This is a genomic window from Bacillus sp. SRL337, from assembly GCF_984799155.1.
The window spans coordinates 1,550,355-1,566,810 of the sequence record NZ_OZ481793.1; the positions used below are offsets into that span (position 1 = coordinate 1,550,355).

General features: G+C 41.1%; 21 protein-coding genes. 16 read left to right on the forward strand and 5 right to left on the reverse strand.

The features are described from left to right. Positions 1-37: 37 nt before the first annotated feature. Positions 38-481, forward strand: coding sequence for a YlbF/YmcA family competence regulator (locus tag AC4E8A_RS07575; protein ID WP_490197758.1), 444 nt, complete (start codon positions 38-40; stop codon positions 479-481). An 84-nt stretch (positions 482-565) separates the two neighbouring features. Here AC4E8A_RS07575 and AC4E8A_RS07580 read toward each other — a convergent pair whose 3' ends face one another. Beyond that, positions 566-880 carry a hypothetical protein gene (locus tag AC4E8A_RS07580; protein ID WP_490197759.1) on the reverse strand — a complete coding sequence of 105 codons (315 nt, stop codon included), beginning with the start codon at positions 878-880 and terminating at the stop codon, positions 566-568. A gap of 85 nt (positions 881-965) precedes the next feature. Here AC4E8A_RS07580 and AC4E8A_RS07585 point away from each other — a divergent pair, with 85 nt between their 5' ends. Next, positions 966-1,241, forward strand: coding sequence for a YlbG family protein (locus AC4E8A_RS07585; protein WP_490197760.1), 276 nt, complete (start codon positions 966-968; stop codon positions 1,239-1,241). A gap of 11 nt (positions 1,242-1,252) precedes the next feature. Next, complete coding sequence (locus AC4E8A_RS07590) at positions 1,253-1,489, forward strand: hypothetical protein (protein ID WP_490197761.1); 237 nt, start codon at positions 1,253-1,255, stop codon at positions 1,487-1,489. Here the strand turns inward: AC4E8A_RS07590 and AC4E8A_RS07595 are convergent. Next, positions 1,481-1,870: a DUF7147 family protein gene (locus tag AC4E8A_RS07595; RefSeq protein ID WP_490197762.1), complete on the reverse strand. Its 390-nt coding sequence runs from the start codon at positions 1,868-1,870 to the stop codon at positions 1,481-1,483. The two genes, AC4E8A_RS07590 and AC4E8A_RS07595, sit on opposite strands and share 9 nt — an antisense overlap. A gap of 146 nt (positions 1,871-2,016) precedes the next feature. Between AC4E8A_RS07595 and AC4E8A_RS07600 the strand changes: the two genes are divergently transcribed. From AC4E8A_RS07600 to coaD, 4 genes are all read left to right on the forward strand, one after another. Continuing rightward, positions 2,017-2,475, forward strand: coding sequence for a DUF4179 domain-containing protein (locus AC4E8A_RS07600; protein ID WP_490198798.1), 459 nt, complete (start codon positions 2,017-2,019; stop codon positions 2,473-2,475). Between the two features lie 35 nt (positions 2,476-2,510). After that, entirely contained in the window at positions 2,511-3,245 is a 735-nt protein-coding gene (locus tag AC4E8A_RS07605; RefSeq protein ID WP_490198799.1) for a DUF5643 domain-containing protein, read from the forward strand. A 616-nt stretch (positions 3,246-3,861) separates the two neighbouring features. Next, complete coding sequence (gene rsmD / locus AC4E8A_RS07610) at positions 3,862-4,416, forward strand: 16S rRNA (guanine(966)-N(2))-methyltransferase RsmD (protein WP_490197763.1); 555 nt, start codon at positions 3,862-3,864, stop codon at positions 4,414-4,416. Between the two features lie 55 nt (positions 4,417-4,471). Then, positions 4,472-4,954: a pantetheine-phosphate adenylyltransferase gene (gene coaD, locus AC4E8A_RS07615; RefSeq protein WP_490197764.1), complete on the forward strand. Its 483-nt coding sequence runs from the start codon at positions 4,472-4,474 to the stop codon at positions 4,952-4,954. 44 nt (positions 4,955-4,998) lie between these two features. Here the strand turns inward: coaD and ylbJ are convergent, their stop codons facing one another. Next, complete coding sequence (gene ylbJ / locus AC4E8A_RS07620) at positions 4,999-6,222, reverse strand: sporulation integral membrane protein YlbJ (protein ID WP_490197765.1); 1,224 nt, start codon at positions 6,220-6,222, stop codon at positions 4,999-5,001. 191 nt (positions 6,223-6,413) lie between these two features. On the opposite strand from ylbJ, the gene AC4E8A_RS07625 reads away from it, so the two are divergent. Together AC4E8A_RS07625 and AC4E8A_RS07630 are read left to right on the forward strand one after the other, a co-directional pair. Further along, positions 6,414-7,196 (forward strand): patatin-like phospholipase family protein, encoded by a 783-nt coding sequence (locus AC4E8A_RS07625; RefSeq protein WP_490197766.1) that lies wholly within the window; start codon positions 6,414-6,416, stop codon positions 7,194-7,196. Positions 7,197-7,202: 6 nt separating this feature from the next. Then, positions 7,203-8,240, forward strand: a complete 1,038-nt coding sequence (locus AC4E8A_RS07630; protein WP_490197767.1) for a SepM family pheromone-processing serine protease — start codon at positions 7,203-7,205, stop codon at positions 8,238-8,240. A gap of 537 nt (positions 8,241-8,777) precedes the next feature. Here the strand turns inward: AC4E8A_RS07630 and AC4E8A_RS07635 are convergent. Further along, positions 8,778-9,995, reverse strand: coding sequence for a nucleotidyltransferase (locus tag AC4E8A_RS07635; RefSeq protein ID WP_490197768.1), 1,218 nt, complete (start codon positions 9,993-9,995; stop codon positions 8,778-8,780). Between the two features lie 150 nt (positions 9,996-10,145). Here AC4E8A_RS07635 and AC4E8A_RS07640 point away from each other — a divergent pair, with 150 nt between their 5' ends. From AC4E8A_RS07640 to AC4E8A_RS07660, 5 genes are all read left to right on the forward strand, one after another. Beyond that, positions 10,146-10,688 carry a YceD family protein gene (locus AC4E8A_RS07640; RefSeq protein WP_490197769.1) on the forward strand — a complete coding sequence of 181 codons (543 nt, stop codon included), beginning with the start codon at positions 10,146-10,148 and terminating at the stop codon, positions 10,686-10,688. A gap of 63 nt (positions 10,689-10,751) precedes the next feature. After that, a complete protein-coding gene (gene rpmF, locus AC4E8A_RS07645; protein ID WP_006836756.1) occupies positions 10,752-10,925 on the forward strand; it encodes a 50S ribosomal protein L32 in 174 nt (57 codons plus the stop codon). 173 nt (positions 10,926-11,098) lie between these two features. Next, positions 11,099-12,316, forward strand: coding sequence for an ISL3 family transposase (locus tag AC4E8A_RS07650; RefSeq protein WP_490197770.1), 1,218 nt, complete (start codon positions 11,099-11,101; stop codon positions 12,314-12,316). A 169-nt stretch (positions 12,317-12,485) separates the two neighbouring features. Continuing rightward, positions 12,486-13,253, forward strand: coding sequence for an enoyl-CoA hydratase/isomerase family protein (locus tag AC4E8A_RS07655; RefSeq protein WP_490197771.1), 768 nt, complete (start codon positions 12,486-12,488; stop codon positions 13,251-13,253). A gap of 126 nt (positions 13,254-13,379) precedes the next feature. Next, a complete protein-coding gene (locus AC4E8A_RS07660) occupies positions 13,380-14,015 on the forward strand; it encodes an RsfA family transcriptional regulator (RefSeq protein WP_490197773.1) in 636 nt (211 codons plus the stop codon). A gap of 57 nt (positions 14,016-14,072) precedes the next feature. Here the strand turns inward: AC4E8A_RS07660 and AC4E8A_RS07665 are convergent, their stop codons facing one another. After that, positions 14,073-14,546, reverse strand: coding sequence for an N-acetyltransferase (locus AC4E8A_RS07665; RefSeq protein WP_490197774.1), 474 nt, complete (start codon positions 14,544-14,546; stop codon positions 14,073-14,075). Between the two features lie 251 nt (positions 14,547-14,797). On the opposite strand from AC4E8A_RS07665, the gene AC4E8A_RS07670 reads away from it, so the two are divergent. Continuing rightward, positions 14,798-16,144: an acetyl-CoA carboxylase biotin carboxylase subunit gene (locus tag AC4E8A_RS07670; protein ID WP_490197775.1), complete on the forward strand. Its 1,347-nt coding sequence runs from the start codon at positions 14,798-14,800 to the stop codon at positions 16,142-16,144. Positions 16,145-16,172: 28 nt separating this feature from the next. Further along, a complete protein-coding gene (locus AC4E8A_RS07675; RefSeq protein WP_490197776.1) occupies positions 16,173-16,385 on the forward strand; it encodes an acetyl-CoA carboxylase biotin carboxyl carrier protein subunit in 213 nt (70 codons plus the stop codon). The last annotated feature ends 71 nt before the right edge of the window (positions 16,386-16,456 follow it).

A 16,456-nucleotide genomic window follows, 5' to 3' on the forward strand; every position in this document is an offset into this window, starting at 1 on the left:
CAAACGTGTTAAAATATCGTTATGGAGGTGAGCTCTTTTGCTTGCTACAATAGAAAGACTTGAAATACAGGAATCTGCTGAAGAATTGGCTGCTCAAATTCTGCAATCTGAAATTGCGGAAGAGTACCGTCGTTGTTTATATAAGCTCCAGACAAATAAAAGCACACAGCGTAAAATCCAGGAATTCTCCAAAATGAAGGAGCTTTACGAAGAGGTTCAGCGTTTCGGCCGGTATCATCCCGATTACAAGCGGGTAATGATGGAAATTCGCCAACTGAAACGTGAAATGGACATGGATGATAACGTAGCCAGTTTCCGCCGTGCTGAAAACGATCTACAAGATTTATTGGATCAAATCAGTGTACTTATCGGAAAATCAGTGTCAGAAAATGTGAAAGTACCGACAGGAAATCCATTCTTTGATTCCGGTTCTGCTTGTGGAGGCGGTTGTGGAAGTGGAGGAAGCTGCGGCTGTTCATAAAAAATGCGGGAATCTTCCCGCATTTTTTATTTAGAAAGCGAGTATGCCAGCCCCTGGCCATGACAGACGCTGGTGCTTTTCTTATTATCCTTTAAGTCTGATACAGTCAACACATAGGTTTCCACAGCAAAACATCTTTTCCTGTGGGACATAGAAGCGGTGCCGGTAGACATAATGTCTGTCTTTTTGTCTGACATAAATTGTTTCAGAATGAAGACGTTTGCCGCGCATGGATTTTGCTGCAGCCTTTTTGATCATTTCCTCCATCTCATGTTTGGGATAGGAGGATTTGATATATATAAAGGGGATGCCGGCTATCTTTTTCATTTTGTAGTCTTCCATCGCTTCATATGATTGTAATTGTTTTGCGAATATATTCCAGATCACTTCCAGGTCCATACTTTACATCCCTTCTTTTGTTGATTTTTGGTTATTTCATATGCTAGACTTAGGAAAATAGAGTGAAATTTAAGGGGAAAATAAGATGTTTACCGATAGACAAGGTATCACCGTATGGTTATATAGTTTGAAACATGCCAAATCCATGAGACGGTTCGGGAATGTTCAGTATGTTTCAAGAAAATTGAAATATGTTGTATTATACTGCAACCAAAGTGAAACGGACTCGATAATAGAAAAACTTTCTTCCTATTCTTATGTGAAAAAAGTGGAGCCATCCTACAAGCCGTTCATTAAGACTCAGTTTGAAAATTCCAAGCCTGATAAAGCAAAAGAATATGATTATAAAATGGGGATTTAAAGGCTCTGTTTTTGCAGCTATTTAATGTGGACTTCAAAAACAACGAGCTGATTGATGACCTTAAAGAGCAGGAAGGAAAAGAGCTGCTCTTACTGTTCAGAGAGAAATCCTTATCACATAAGAGAAAAATTCGGCTCTGGAATATTTCCGAGAGAGCCAATCAACAGGAAACAGCCATCCTAATAAGAAAGCAAACAGGAATCTTCCTGTTTGCTTTTGTTTGTCTTGTGGGTTCTCTATCATTGTAATGGCGGAATATAATGATTCAATCTCAAAATGGCAATAAGGTGCTGGTAATATAAATCTTTTTCAGCAAAAAATGAAGATGGTTTCACATCCATTTGGATAACTTGACGGCCTTGTGCTTTTGCAGCTTGTGCAAACAAATCAAACCTCTTGTTGGCCATATGATTTGGATCTGGTATTCCTTCCCTGCAAATATATAAAGGCTGAAATTTACCTTCTTCAGCTGGTTTAAGGACGAGGGCCAATGATGTTACAGGCCTTTCGTTAACGACTGTATGAAAAGCCAGGAAATGATGCACCCTAGGTTCGTTATAACGGGCCAACTCTATAAGCTCATATAAATCCGAATACCCTTCCCCGAGTTCGATAAAACGCTGGATCATGTAAAAACTCCTTTCAATCCTCATACTATGTACAATTCTCAATTATTCCAAATACCCTTTAAGAAGTAAAGATGCACATTCATATTCTGATATAAAAAAATTCCCTTCTGGCAAAACTTTTTCCTTATTAATATGTACGAATAGGGATTCATAAAGCAAGGGGGTCAGGGAGATCTTTTTATACCTGGAGGACATTCGCCGCTGCTGCATTGTTATTCTTTACAATATTCATCGGTTCGCTTCGTGTTTCTGAAACTTTGGCCTCTTATGTAAGCACTATCCCGGGGAGGGATAAAATCGTGGAGATTGTAAGACAGGATAAGGGATTGGTATCAATCATAGAGAATGATTATGTTCAAGAGGTAATGAATTCTGATACTCACCATGGGATAACGATTGCACTTCACTCCTTTATCGCGGATGAAGAACAACTTGTTTTGTTTTACTCAGTGAAGACAGAGGAGGAGACTTACGAAGACCTGCAAATTGAGCAAATCAGACTAGAGAACGACCAAGGTGAGGTAGTACCCTATAATACTTTATCCATTGAAGGAATCGATGCATCATATAATGGGAAAATTTGTATAAGGCCATACAGGGGCTGAATGGCCCGTTAACAGATGAAGGGTATACTGTAGTGATGAGTATAAGAAATGGTGAAGATTCATTATGGGAAGAATGGGAAATTCCAATTACTGTTGATGAGAAGAAGATAGCCCAGACAAAACAAACAGACATCAATGATGAATATGAGATAGAAGGCCAAAAGATAATGATCAAGAGTGTAAAGACCTCCCCAACAAGAGTGGGGATTACTTTTGAATTTCCTGAAAAAAACTCTATGCGGATTTTCGATATTGAAGATCTCAGGCTGGTAAATGAAAAGGGTGAAACTTGTTCAAGAATAGCGAGTGGGGTCGTTGCAAGCGGTGATTTTAAAGAAAAAACCTATTACCTTCAAAGTAATTATTTTAAAAGACCAAAGGAACTTTATCTGGTCTTTAATACTCTCCGCGCACTGGATAAAGACAACTTGCTCGTCAAGGTAGATACAGAGAATTTAGATATTTTGCAGTCACCGGATGGAAAGCTTGCGAAAGTGGAATATGAGGAAAATGTTGATAATGCAGGGGTCCTATTTTTTTCATGGGATAAGGCATATGAGCAGGTAAATCATCTGAACCCTATACAAAGCTATAAGAATGGAAATGGAGAAGATCGGAAATTAAGTACACAGTATCAGGAGGAAGCGGGAAGTGTCGGCCTTTCCCGGTTCGGTTTTCCTTATGAACGGACCGGACACCCAGGGGAGATCATTACGTTTGAACTTCAGGATTATCCATCCTGGATTCATGGAGAGGTGAAAATCCCGTAAAGAAGGAATGGTGACATATACTGGGAGAGGGGCAATCCGCATTATAGTCAATCCAGCTCCAGCGGCCAGCGCCTAGCAGATTTCGGTCTCTCTCCTTGCGATAAGTCATCATCGAATCGCTGTCGCTCTTCGTGATTCCTATATCTCATGCGGGAGCCCTCCAATCTGTACGGCGCTGAACGGCCGCTTCCGCTTTATAATCAATCCAGCTCCAGCGCCTAGCCCCTCGGGGTCATAAGCCCATCCGCCGAGAAGGCAAAGTTCAGCCTTCCCGCCGGCTCGTCTTATGCCTGTCGGGGCTGATCAAGGCGCCTGCGCTTTATAATAAAAAAAGCCCTGCAGGCATCCTGCAGGGTCCTTCTAATTCCACAAGGGATAGAAGGCAAAGGGAGAGGAGAAACCGGAGGAAGAACTTATGGGGAAACGTAAGTCTTCTCCGCGGTTGGCAACAACACCAGAAAAGATGTTGTTACTAGCAGTATCACCAGTGAACATACTTTTATACATTAATAGAAAATTTTCAGCGGCATTCAACACGATTCGACGATTGATAGCAAAAGATATTTATATATGGTAGGATATAAAAGAAATAAATACATATTCAGTGGTGAGTGCAATGAGAGTGATTTCTGGCGAATGTAAAGGCAGGCCATTGAAGGCTGTGCCCGGCAGTGGAACAAGGCCGACGACAGATAAAGTTAAAGAAGCGATTTTCAATATTATCGGCCCTTATTTTGACTCAGGCTCAGGATTAGACCTGTTTGCAGGGAGCGGTGGTCTGGGAATAGAGGCAATGAGCAGAGGCCTGGACAAAGTGATTTTTGTGGATAAGGACTATAAAGCTATCCAAACCATTAAGAGCAACCTGGATTACTGTGGATACAGCGGCAAAAGCGAAGTTTACAGAAATGATGCAGGAAGGGCCCTGAAGGCTGTCATCAAAAGAGAATTAACCTTTCAATATATTTTCCTGGATCCCCCTTATAAAAAGCAGAAGCTTCAGGAACTTTTGGAGGAGATTGAAGCAAATGACTTACTGATTGAAAGCGGTTACGTAGTCTGCGAACACAGTTCCGATATTATTTTGCCTAAGGAGCTTGGCAGCCTGCAAACAGTCAGAACGGAGTCATATGGAATCATTGGGATAACTATATACCAGAAAGTGATGTAGAGGATTTACATACTGAGCAATGATAATCGTTATCGAAGAAATGGAGGCTGCAAGCATGTCAAGTATAGCTGTCTGCCCGGGGAGCTTTGATCCTATAACATACGGACACCTTGATATCATATCCCGTGGGGCAAAGGTTTTTGATAAACTATACATCACGGTTTTAAATAATTCATCTAAAAAACCTATGTTTTCAGTGGAAGAGAGGATACAGTTGATTCGCGAGGTGACCAAGGATATACCCAATGTGGAGGTGGACTCTTTTCAGGGGCTGCTTATGGATTATGCAAAGAGTGTAAAGGCCAATGCGATTCTGCGCGGGCTAAGGGCTGTTTCGGACTTTGAGTATGAAATGCAGATCACGTCGATGAACAGGGTGCTTGATGAGAATATTGAGACATTCTTCATTATGACCAACAACCAATACTCCTTTTTAAGCTCCTCAATTGTTAAAGAGGTTGCGAAGTACAACGCTGATATTTCCGAACTGGTTCCAAAACCGGTTGAAATGGCATTGCGGGAAAAGAATAATCTCTAAAGCGTCAGGCTGTATTCGTGTGAATACAGCCTGATTTTTTATTGTCAGAGTCTATTTCCATCATTCATTCTGACAGTATATAGGATGATATACACTACCAGTGACACTAAGGTGATCACTGGACCCCAATGCTTCATCAATAGAAGTGCACGTTCCCAGAGATGCCAATCAAGATTATTGAATACAGGCACTGCATTTGAAGGCTTATCATGGTAGAACCGCATATAGATGGGTTTCCAGATTAAAAGGGTGATGACCGCAGCAGCCGTCCCATGGATCAATCTCGCGATAAAGAATGGGCGGAAACGAATATCTGTCTCGGCTAGGATGCTTGCTGCCTGTGCCTGTACACTGAAACCGTTGAATCCAAGAATAAAGCTCACCATTATTGCCTGTTGAAGAAGGGTGGCATGGTCAACATCGCTGGTCAACTGGCTTCCAAGTGTAATCTCAAATAATCCTGAAATAAACGGAAGGCTCAAATCTTCAGGCAGCATCAGCATTCTAAAAAGAATATTCAGAGCATCAGCTGCAATAGGGGTGATTTGCAGTTGAAACAGCAGTTTGTTGACGACTGAAAATAATATTATGAATCCACCAATCATCAGTAAGGTTTGAATAGAAGAGTTAACAGCATCTCCTAATTGTTTTCCAATCGGTCTTTTTTCACTTACCCTCGTATGGTGAAGGGCAGATATAGCTTCTTTAATTGAGAACTTTTTAGAGGACGATTCATATTTCCCCGCTTCCTCTTTCCGTCCATGAAAGCTCATTATAATACCTACACAGAAATTGCCTAAATAATGAGCGCATGCAAGGATGATACCTAAATGAGGGTTATGGAAGAATCCAATGGAGACAGCACTGAAAATAAATAACGGATTAGATGAATTTGTAAAGGACACTAGACGCTCTGCTTCAATTTGAGTGAGTTGATTTTCCTGGCGGAGGCGGGATGTAAGCTTTGCGCCTGCTGGAAAACCGGATGCCATTCCCATGGCCCACACGAATCCTCCAACTCCCGGAACCCTGAAAAATGGACGCATGAATGGCTCTAGGATGACACCGATGAACTTTACCACCCCAAAGCCAATTAACATTTCGGAAATAATGAAGAATGGCAGCAGAGAGGGAAATACTATTTCCCACCACATATTGAGTCCCCTGATAGAAGCATCGAAGGATTCTTTAGGAAATAAAATAAGTGAAACGGCTAGAGTTGTAACAGAAACCGCTAAAGTGACCGTTTTGAAATGAGAAGCATTCAATCTGTTCCCCCCTGGTTTATTGAAGGAAAGTTCAATTTCCTTGTCTTGTAGATATTGTAAATAGTGTTAAAATATAATTATATTTCGTGGATTGGCACTCACAACTTGTCCTCATATAAATGAAATATACTCATAGGCACCGAATTTAGACCATAAGATGAAAACAATCGATGAAAAAAGGGGGAGCCCAAGTGAACCAGCCCAAAATTGGTTTAGCTCTCGGTTCGGGCGGTGCAAGAGGATTTGCCCATTTGGGGGTACTGATGGCCTTGAAAGAGAAAGGCATCCCTGTTGACATGATTGCAGGAAGCAGCATGGGGGCACTGGTTGCCTGCTTTTATGGTGTTGGGCATAATATGGAAGATTTATATAAATTATCTACCGCCTTTCGCAGGAAATATTATCTTGATTTTACTGTGCCGAAAATGGGGTTCATTGCTGGAAAGAGGATAAAGCAGTTTGTCAGGCTTTTTACTCATAACAAAAATATAGAGGATCTCCGCATACCGATCTCCGTTGTAGCTACAGACCTCACCAAAGGGGAACGGGTGATATTTCAAAAAGGGCCGATAGCTGAGGCAGTCCGGGCGAGTATAAGCATTCCGGGGGTGTTTGTTCCGGAAAAAATCGGCGGCAGGCTGCTAGTCGATGGTGGAGTGATTGACAGGGTTCCTGTCTCTGTTGTGAAAGAGATGGGCGCGGATATCGTGATCGGGGTGGATGTTGCCCAGGTTAAGCAAAATGCAGAGATTACAACAGTATATGATGTTATAATGCAAAGCATTGATATACTGCAAAAGGAGATCGTCCGTCACCGGGATCTCCATGCAGACTTTATGATCAAACCGAATGTGGAACAATATAGTTCCAGGGCATTTACAAACATAGAGGAAATCATTGCCATCGGTGAAGAGGAAGCAATGAAGATAATACCTTCAATTAAGAAAGCGATTGAAGGATGGAAGGAGAAATAACAGCAAGTGTCTCAAAAATCGTGGATCCGAACTCTAATCATTATTACGATACTTATAGCAGGGAGCTCATTCTATTACTTGCCATACTATGTTACCAAGCCAGGCAGCGCAAAGGATCTCGATCCGATTATTGAGGTCGAAAATGGATATGAAGATGAAGGAAGACTTATGCTGACGACTGTCAGGATGGGCAAGGCAAATATTTATGCCTATTTAATCGCTTCCTTAAGAAAGTATGAACATATCTATCCGGTGGAAGAAATCAGAAGCTCGGAAGAAACGGACGAAGAGTACAATGTCAGGCAACTCCACTTGATGGAATCTTCTAAATTGAATGCGATTGAAGTCGCCTTTCAGCATGCTGAAAAACCATATTCTTTTCAGTATAATGGAGTATATGTTTTGAATGTGTATGAGGGCATGCCGGCTGCTGAGGTATTGAAACCCGGCGATATGATTTCAGCGATTGATGGAAAGGAATTTAACTCTTCTCAAGAATTTATCGATTATATAAATGGGAAAACAGTCGATGAGTCTGTGGAAGTTACTTTTACCAGGGGTGATGAGGTCCAGGAAAAAGAGATTGGCTTGGCAGAATTTTCAGCAAGCAAAGGAAAAAAAGGATTGGGAATCGGGCTTGTGGATGATAAAGAAATTATAACAACCCCTAAAGTAACCATGAATACTGAAAAAATAGGCGGCCCTTCAGCAGGCCTGATGTTCAGCTTACAGATTTATAATGAACTTGTCGAGAGGGATATCACCCATGGGATGGAGATTGCAGGAACTGGCACGATTTCTTCCAATGGGACGGTCGGTAGAATTGGAGGAATCGAACAAAAGGTAATCGCTGCGGATAAAGCTGGAGCTGAGATTTTCTTTGCCCCAATGGATATGATTCCGGAGAGTATAAAGAAGTCTAACCCTGATCTGAAGCCCAACTATGAAGAAGCATCGAAGACCGCTGAAGAAATAGGTACTAACATGAAAGTAGTTCCAGTTAAGACATTCGAAGATGCATTAAACTATCTGGACTCGTTGTAATGAATAAAAAGAACCGAACCCAAGGTGTTAGTTCTTTCAGACCGTAGACAAAACCGATTTCAACCAACTGGTTAAAATCAGTTTTGATAATTTCTGGGGAAATAACGTATGAATAGCAAACTGGACATGGCCCTCGCCATGGCCAGTTTGCTAACTTCTTAAGATCCATGGCAGCAAAAACTCTCTCGATTGTTTCTTTGTGCTGCGCGTAGTTTTTTTAGTTAAGTAGTAGTTAACTTAATTATACAAAAAAAGCAGGTAGACGTGGTCCATCTATTGGACTTTGTCTACCAGCTGAAAGAACTGAACCCAAGGTGTTCAGTTCTTTTTATTTGGCTATTTTCGTAACCTTTGTTGTATTTACTATAAGGAGCGAAATATATCTCCCTATTTCACCAGAAATAGTTCGTGAAGCAAGAAAGAAAAGAGCGGCTCTTCCTTTCAGATAGAAGAGCCCTGGTATGCCTAAGGGAAAATCCGAACCTTGGGATTTTCCAAGAAGCTATAATCAATACGAAAACAGCCTTTTGTTTTTAGTTAATTCTTAAGATAGATAGGTGGCTGCTTAAATTCCTGCTCAAGCAGCTCCTGTTGAATATCAGGATTCTCAATTCCCATCGAATAGACCTCGGCGGCTTTGATGTCCAGGGAAATACCTTCTGGATCAGCGGATCCCAGTCTGCTGATTAAAGGCAGGGAAAGCTCTTTCTTATTAAGATTTAGATAACGTCTTCCAGTTTCAGTCATACCGAGAAGCCGGATATACTTGGGAGTAAGACGGGTATTCATCTCTTTCTTTGTGGTGTTTGTAAGAATATGGAGGGCCATGCGCTGGAGCCTTGTCCATGTATATCTCTTTGTTTTAACTGTTTCCATGAACTCCTGGAAACTTGATGAAGAGCGTGCCGCAGTTTTAAATCTGTTTTCAATCCCTTCTTCTATTTCATATATCCTTGAAAGTTGCTCAGGAGAAGAGGAAAGGATTCTGTACCTTAAAAACTGAAAGTATCTTTCCCAGTCATGGAAGCTGCCGTATGTATCCTGATAGGCCTTCAATTCATTCAATGTTGATTCAGGAAGGAAAGAATGGACAGACTCTACATACCCTTTCTTTTTCTTCAGTTCCTTCCTTATGCTCGTTGCGCTTGCAATCGTCTCATCTGTAAAATTTTCATCGTGATAATTTGCATTTTTTCTGCCAAGGGTATAGGCTTTCATATCAGAGCCTATTGAATTACGCGCTTGGATATAATGATAGCCAAGGATATTATTAGGCAAGGATAGATCTACAAGCGGCCATTGGGTATCGAGACGTTTGAATGCTTCCGACAGGGCGGATGGGTAACTCATTCCCATTTTGATATAATCCTGTATAAATCCATTATATTGCTTCTCATTTTCGTGCAGGTACTGGACTGTGGCTTCAAAAGCCGTAATGTTCCCTGATTCGCTTCCGAAACAGAAAGATGAACATTTCATCGCGTCCAATAGTGTTACAGAACCTGACGCAAATACTTCAGCATGCTGTGTTGCAAAGGCATATGGCAATTCAATTACAATGTCGGCCCCTGATTTCAATGCCATTTTGGTCCGCGACCACTTTGAAACGATTGCGGGTTCCCCGCGCTGAAGGAAGTTGCCGCTCATCACTGCGATAATGAGGTCGGTCTTTGTCATTTTCCTTGTCTCAGACAAATGGTGGAAATGGCCATTATGAAAAGGGTTATATTCTACAATAACGCCCGCTGCTTTCATTTCTTTTTCACATCCTTTAAAATGGTTGGTAAATACTCATAAATACAAGTTATAATTACAACACTATGCTTGTAAAGAGTGTAAAGAAAAAATATTGACAAAAGGTATTATGAAAGCTATAATTACCTTTGTTGCCTTGAGGTGATTAAATTGAAATGGTCAATTATTCAATTGCAAAAGTTTCGTGATAAGGGATTGATCCTTGATGAAACCGTTGATGCAAGTGAAGTGAAAGAACTTGATCCCCAGATACGCGATGTTTCTCCAATCCATGTAACTGGAAGAGCAGACATCAGCTCTGATAAGGTAACCTTCCATCTTAATATTGAAGGTGAACTTGTTCTTCCTTGTTCAAGAACGCTGGAAGACGTCCATTTTCCGATTGATATTGATACGGTCGAAACATTCTTGTTAAAAGCGAATGACTATGACCAGTACGAAGAGGAGGAAGTGCACCGAATCCAGGGAGAAGTCATTGACTTGATGCCGGTCATCAAGGAATTACTTGTTCTTGAGATACCGATGCAGGTTTTCAGTGAAAAAGCGAAAGCTGCTGACAATCTTCCTTCTGGTAAGAACTGGGAAGTCATTACAGAAGAACAGGCCAATCAGGCGGAAGCAGAAGAGGAAAAGAAAGTCGATCCTCGGCTTGCAGATCTTGCAAAGCTTCTTGATCAAGACAAGAACTCTTAAAAGCATGTGAACCAGCTTGTTCTGGATTCATCATAACATATCTCTGTAAGGAGGTGGGAAGAAATGGCAGTACCTTTTAGAAGAACATCTAAAACAGCAAAGAGAAAACGCCGTACACATTTCAAGTTAAATGTACCTGGTATGGTTGCATGCCCGAATTGCGGGGAAATGAAACTAGCTCACCGTGTATGTAAAGAGTGCGGTACTTATAAAGGAAAAGAAGTTGTGAATAAATAAGTTTATTTACAGCAAAAAAGCGTGAAGAGACCATGGCTCTTCACGCTTTTTTTATGGTTCTATAATATTTGTTGGGGTTCTTACACAATTTGAACAAAAAAAATGCACGTAATCATCCAGTCTTTTATACTTGAGTTGTCGAGAAACAAGTATAGATTGGAGATTCGTGCATAATGAATTCTAACATAATTCTACCTGGTTTTGAAGAAGCAATGGTTACGAAAATGGAGGAAGTGGAGGCGAGACTTTGTATTTATACAGAGATGCCGGTTACACCCCACAGCTGTCCGGTTTGTGCTACTTTCACTCATAAGATTCACGACTATCGTATACAAAAAATTAAGCATTTAAAGCTATTTGAAAGACACACACTAATCTTTTACAAAAGAAGAAGATATGCTTGTCCTTGTGGAAAGAAGTTTGCGGAAAAGAACCCTTTTGTGAATAGATACCAACGGTTATCAGTGGAACTGAACCAGGCAGTTAAAATTCGTAGTATTAAAGGCAAGACGTTCAAGGAGACGGCAGAAGTGTATGGAACATCCCCTTCAACGGTCGTAAGGCGCTTTGATCAATTGGCCAAAGAGACAGTCAACGAAGAAGTGAAAGAATTGCCAAAAGTGATCGCCATCGATGAATACAAAGGAGATACCAGAGAAGGCAAGTACCAGCTCATCATCGCGAATGGCATCACTAAAGAGCCCATTGATATCCTTCCGAATCGATACAAAAATACGATTAAGCACTATCTCCGAAAGTATGGAGCTCAAGTGGAAATCGTAATCATGGATATGAGTCAGTCTTTTAAAGCAGCTGTCACACAAGCCCTTGGGAAGCCTATTATTGTGGCGGATCGGTTTCACTTTGTTCGATATATCTATTGGGCCCTTGATGGAGTGAGGAGAAGAGTTCAATCCAGCTGGCATGATTATGATCGAAAGAAATGCAAAAAGATGCGACATGTATTCTATAAAAAATCCTATAAGTTAACAGAGGACAATCAGTGGTATCTTCAACGTTATCTGGACATGTCCCCTGAATTAAAGCTGGCCTATGAATTGAAAGAACTGTTCTGTCACTGGTTCGATGAGGCGAAACAAAATGGAGAAGAGAACATCCACCAAACCAAAAATGACTTATATTCCTTTTACAAAGCCGTTGATGAGGCGGGCATCCCGGAGTTTCAAAAAGCAGCGCAAACATTAAAAAATTGGCAGGTTAAAATATTAAATAGCTTTACCTATAACTATTCTAACGGCTTCTTGGAGGGAATTAACAATTTAACGAAAGTGATGAAACGAAACGCATTTGGATTTCGAAGCTTTACGCGTTTTCGAGCGAAAATACTATTAACACATACGTATAAAAGACTGGGTTCACATATTGGATAAGGGTGAAGCAAAATTCACTTCACCCCAACATTTGACGTTGAACCTTTTTTATTCAATAAAAATGATAAATACAAATATCCCATCTCAAGGGATTTTTTTTGTATGATAGTAAATGAATACTTCCAATTAGATACATATTCTTAAATTCACTAGTCAAAAGGAGGCCGTCATGGCAGATTACCTATTGAAGAAGACAAAAGAAGGAGCTCTTATATTCACCATAAACAGGGAAGAAAAACGCAATGCTGTCAATTATGAAGTGATGGACGGATTGAAAGAGGCAATGGAAGAAGCTGAAGGCAATGAAGAAATCAAGGTTCTGGTCATTACGGCAGCTGGAGAAAAAGCCTTTTGTTCCGGAGGGGATCTGGACATCTTTCATGGATTGAAAACCGAAGAACAAGCTTATTCAATGCTGAAAAAAATGGGTGACATACTCTATCAATTGTCCGTGTTTCCCAAATTGACTGTGGCATTGATAAATGGAAGCGCAGCAGGGGGAGGGTGTGAGATTGCAGCAGCCTGTGATTTCCGTATTGCACGTAAAGGCGTAAAGATGGGCTTTATCCAAGGGAAGCTCGCCATCACTACAGGCTGGGGCGGTGGTTCCCTCTTAATGGAAAAAATCCCTTATGCGAATGCTCTCTATCTTTTAGGAACTGCAGGCTTGTATCAATCTGAAAAAATGTATGAACTTGGCTTTGTGAATTATTTGGTTGAACATACAGAAATTCAGCCGGCACTGCAGCTGATGGATCGATTTCTGGCCAGGGATGGGAGTGTATTGACGGCATATAAACAAGCTGTAAAAGAAAAATGGGAAGCAGGGCACCTTCGTACAAGAATGGAAAAGGAAATTAGGAAGTGCGCTGAATTATGGGCAAAAGACGAGCACCATCTGGCGGTAGAGGAATTTTTATCTAATAGGAAAAAATAGTAAATTAATGACTGCAGTCTGCTCAGAGTATAAAAAGTTAAGAAAAATCTTTTGTAATATATTCTATCTTTTCTACCATATACATAAGTATGAATTAATAAATACATTCATACAGGAGGGATAGGAGTGACTTCTAATAGACAAGATGCCTGGAGTCAGGATGAGGATTTATTGCTTGCCGAGGTAGTCCTTCGCCATATCAGAGAAGGTGGGACTCAGCTTCAAGCTTTTGAAGAGGTTGGAAGGAAATTATCAAGGACAGCAGCAGCTTGCGGTTTCCGCTGGAATTCATTTGTGCGCAAACAGTATAAGTCCGGTATTGAACTTGCCAAAAGGCAGCGGAAAGAAAACAAGAAGCAGCCCGTGTTTTCACCTTCGGGGGAGACTAAGACCCAGCAACCTCCAGTGAAACAGGAAACCGTTCCTGTGAAGAAGGCAGATGAGTCTCAACCGGCGAAATTGACATTAAATGAAGTCATTGATTTTTTGGAGAGCTTAAAGGGCAGCTTGAATCAAGATTTAGAATTAGAATCGGCATATAAGAAACTGGAAGAATATACAGAAATACTTGAGCAGCAGATCGAGAAATTAAAAGAGGCTAATGCTGTTTACCAAGATAAGCTTGAATTGCTTGAAGAAGATCACCAGTCCCTTCTTTCCATTTTTGAAAAAGCACGTAAAATGGCGCTGCTCCAGGAAACGGATGATAAAGTGAAATTTCAGATGGATAAAAACGGAAACCTTCAAAGGCTCCAAAAATAAGCAAAAGGCTGACACCCCAAGTCAGCCTTTTGCTTGTATCCCCTGGGGGTCTGCGAATCAATGTTTCTGCTCACTTACACCTTCCGGAAGCCAGATAAGCGGATTCTGCCCCAAGTCTCTCTCCATTTCATAGGTGGCTTTTTCAAAGTCCATCTGTTCCCAAAAACCGTGAGAATGAATCCGTGGGTTTGTTTTAATGGCCATATTGAAGCTTTTTGCAAAATCCACCAGTATTTTTCCATATCCTTTTCCCTGGTAGGACGGAAGGACTTCCAGCTTCCATAGTTCCAGATAATTCTGTGGCGGATCGAAATATTGGTCATATCGCGAGTCCCTTTCATACAGGCTCATCCGTGCGATCAGGGCATCTCCAAAGTAAATACCGTAAAAGGGAGATTCACTGTTATTTTCAATAATATTAGACTCTAGATCTTCCATCATCGAAAGCTCCTGGACTCCATACTCTCTAAACTTCTTGAATTCCTCGAGTGTTTTATAATTCACTTTAAGCTTTTCAACCTTTACTGTCATACCGGTTACCTCCTGTGCAAATGATATGGTGTACACCTTCTTTAGTGTATGAATAAGAATCTATAAGAAGAGCCTATTCAATCATTCATCATTACTATAACTGAAGATTATGATATTATCATTATATAACAAAAATACAAAAAATTCTGCACACATTAAAGAAAGCGGTTGCAAATCAAGGAGGATTTTTTGTTTTTTTGTAGAAAGTAATTACTAGAATGCGTTTCAACTGATTAGAAAGGGGATATGTTGTGCAGAAAATTTTAGTTGCAAACAGGGGAGAAATTGCTTCGAGAATAATCCGAACATGCAAGGAAATGGGAATTGAAACGATCGCAGTCTATTCAGATGCTGATAAAGATATGCCTTACGTGAAGGAAGCTGACAGTGCCTTCAGGATAGGCGAACCACCAGTGAATAAGTCGTATCTGCAAGTCGATACGGTCCTGGACATTGCTAGCCGTGAAAATGCAGACGGTATTCATCCTGGTTATGGGCTGTTATCCGAGAATAGCGAATTTGCAAGGAAGACACGAGATAGAGGGATTACATTTATCGGTCCATCGGCGGAAGTTATGGAAATGATGGGTGATAAGGTGGCAGCGAGGAAGACCATGCTGGCTGCGAAGGTTCCGGTCGTGCCTGGAAGTGAAGGGGGAGTAGCTTCTTTAGAAGAAGCTAAGTCGGTTGCGGAATCCATTGGATATCCGGTGATGCTGAAGGCGAGCAGTGGAGGAGGCGGTATCGGGATGGTCCGCTGTAATAATGAGCAAGCGCTCGTTCAAAGCTTTGACTCTACCAGAAACCGGGCAAAAGCATATTTCGGCCATGACGAAGTATTTCTGGAGAAGTGTATTGATAATGGCAGACACATCGAAATCCAAATATTCGGGGATGAAAAAGGAAATATTGTCCATCTGTTTGAAAGGAACTGTTCAGTACAGAGACGCAATCAAAAAGTTATTGAAGAAGCACCTTCACCCGAGTTATCAGATCAGGCGAAAGAGAAAATGTATGATGCTGCAGTCCGTGCAGGTAAAGCAGTCGGCTATGTCAACGCGGGGACTGTTGAATTTATAGTTGATAAAGAGGAGAATTTCTATTTCCTTGAAATGAACACAAGGCTTCAGGTTGAACATCCCGTTACGGAGAGTATTACAAACCTGGACCTGGTGAAATGGCAGATTCTTGTAAGCAGAGGAGAGGAACTTCCCTTATCAAATCAGGAAGCACTCCAAAATAAAGGGCATGCCATCGAATTCCGTGTATACGCGGAGGATCCAAAAACATTCTTCCCTTCACCAGGGGCTATTTCGTCCATTACATGGGGACGTACAGAAAACGTTCGAATAGACAGCGGATATGAAGAAGGAAATAATGTTACACCATTTTATGATCCGATGATTGCTAAAGTCATCATTCACGGCAATACCCGGGAAGACTGTATTCAGGAAGCAATCCAGTTCTTTGAGGGAACCGAAATACTGGGCGTTAAGACGAATATCCCTCTATTCAGGGAAATTTTAAAGGAAGAAAGCTTTAAAGATGGTTCATACAATACCGCCTGGATCAGTTCGAGGCAAGCGGTAAATAAATAATACATCGACTTAATAGGAGGAACTAACTATGAAAGAAATTACAGCATCAATGGCAGGGACAGTATTAAATGTTTTGGTAGACAGCGGGGCAGAGGTCAATAGCGGTGACACGATCCTCATGCTTGAATCAATGAAAATGGAAATCCCTGTAGAGGCGGAAACAGCAGGGAGAGTTTCGGAAATTAAAGTAAATGCAGGGGATTTTGTTAACGAAGGTGACGTACTGGTTACATTTGAATAATACTTCAGGACGTTTGGAGATGGCGGATTAAACTTTCATTTCTTGGTTGGCAACTGATCACAAAGGGGGAA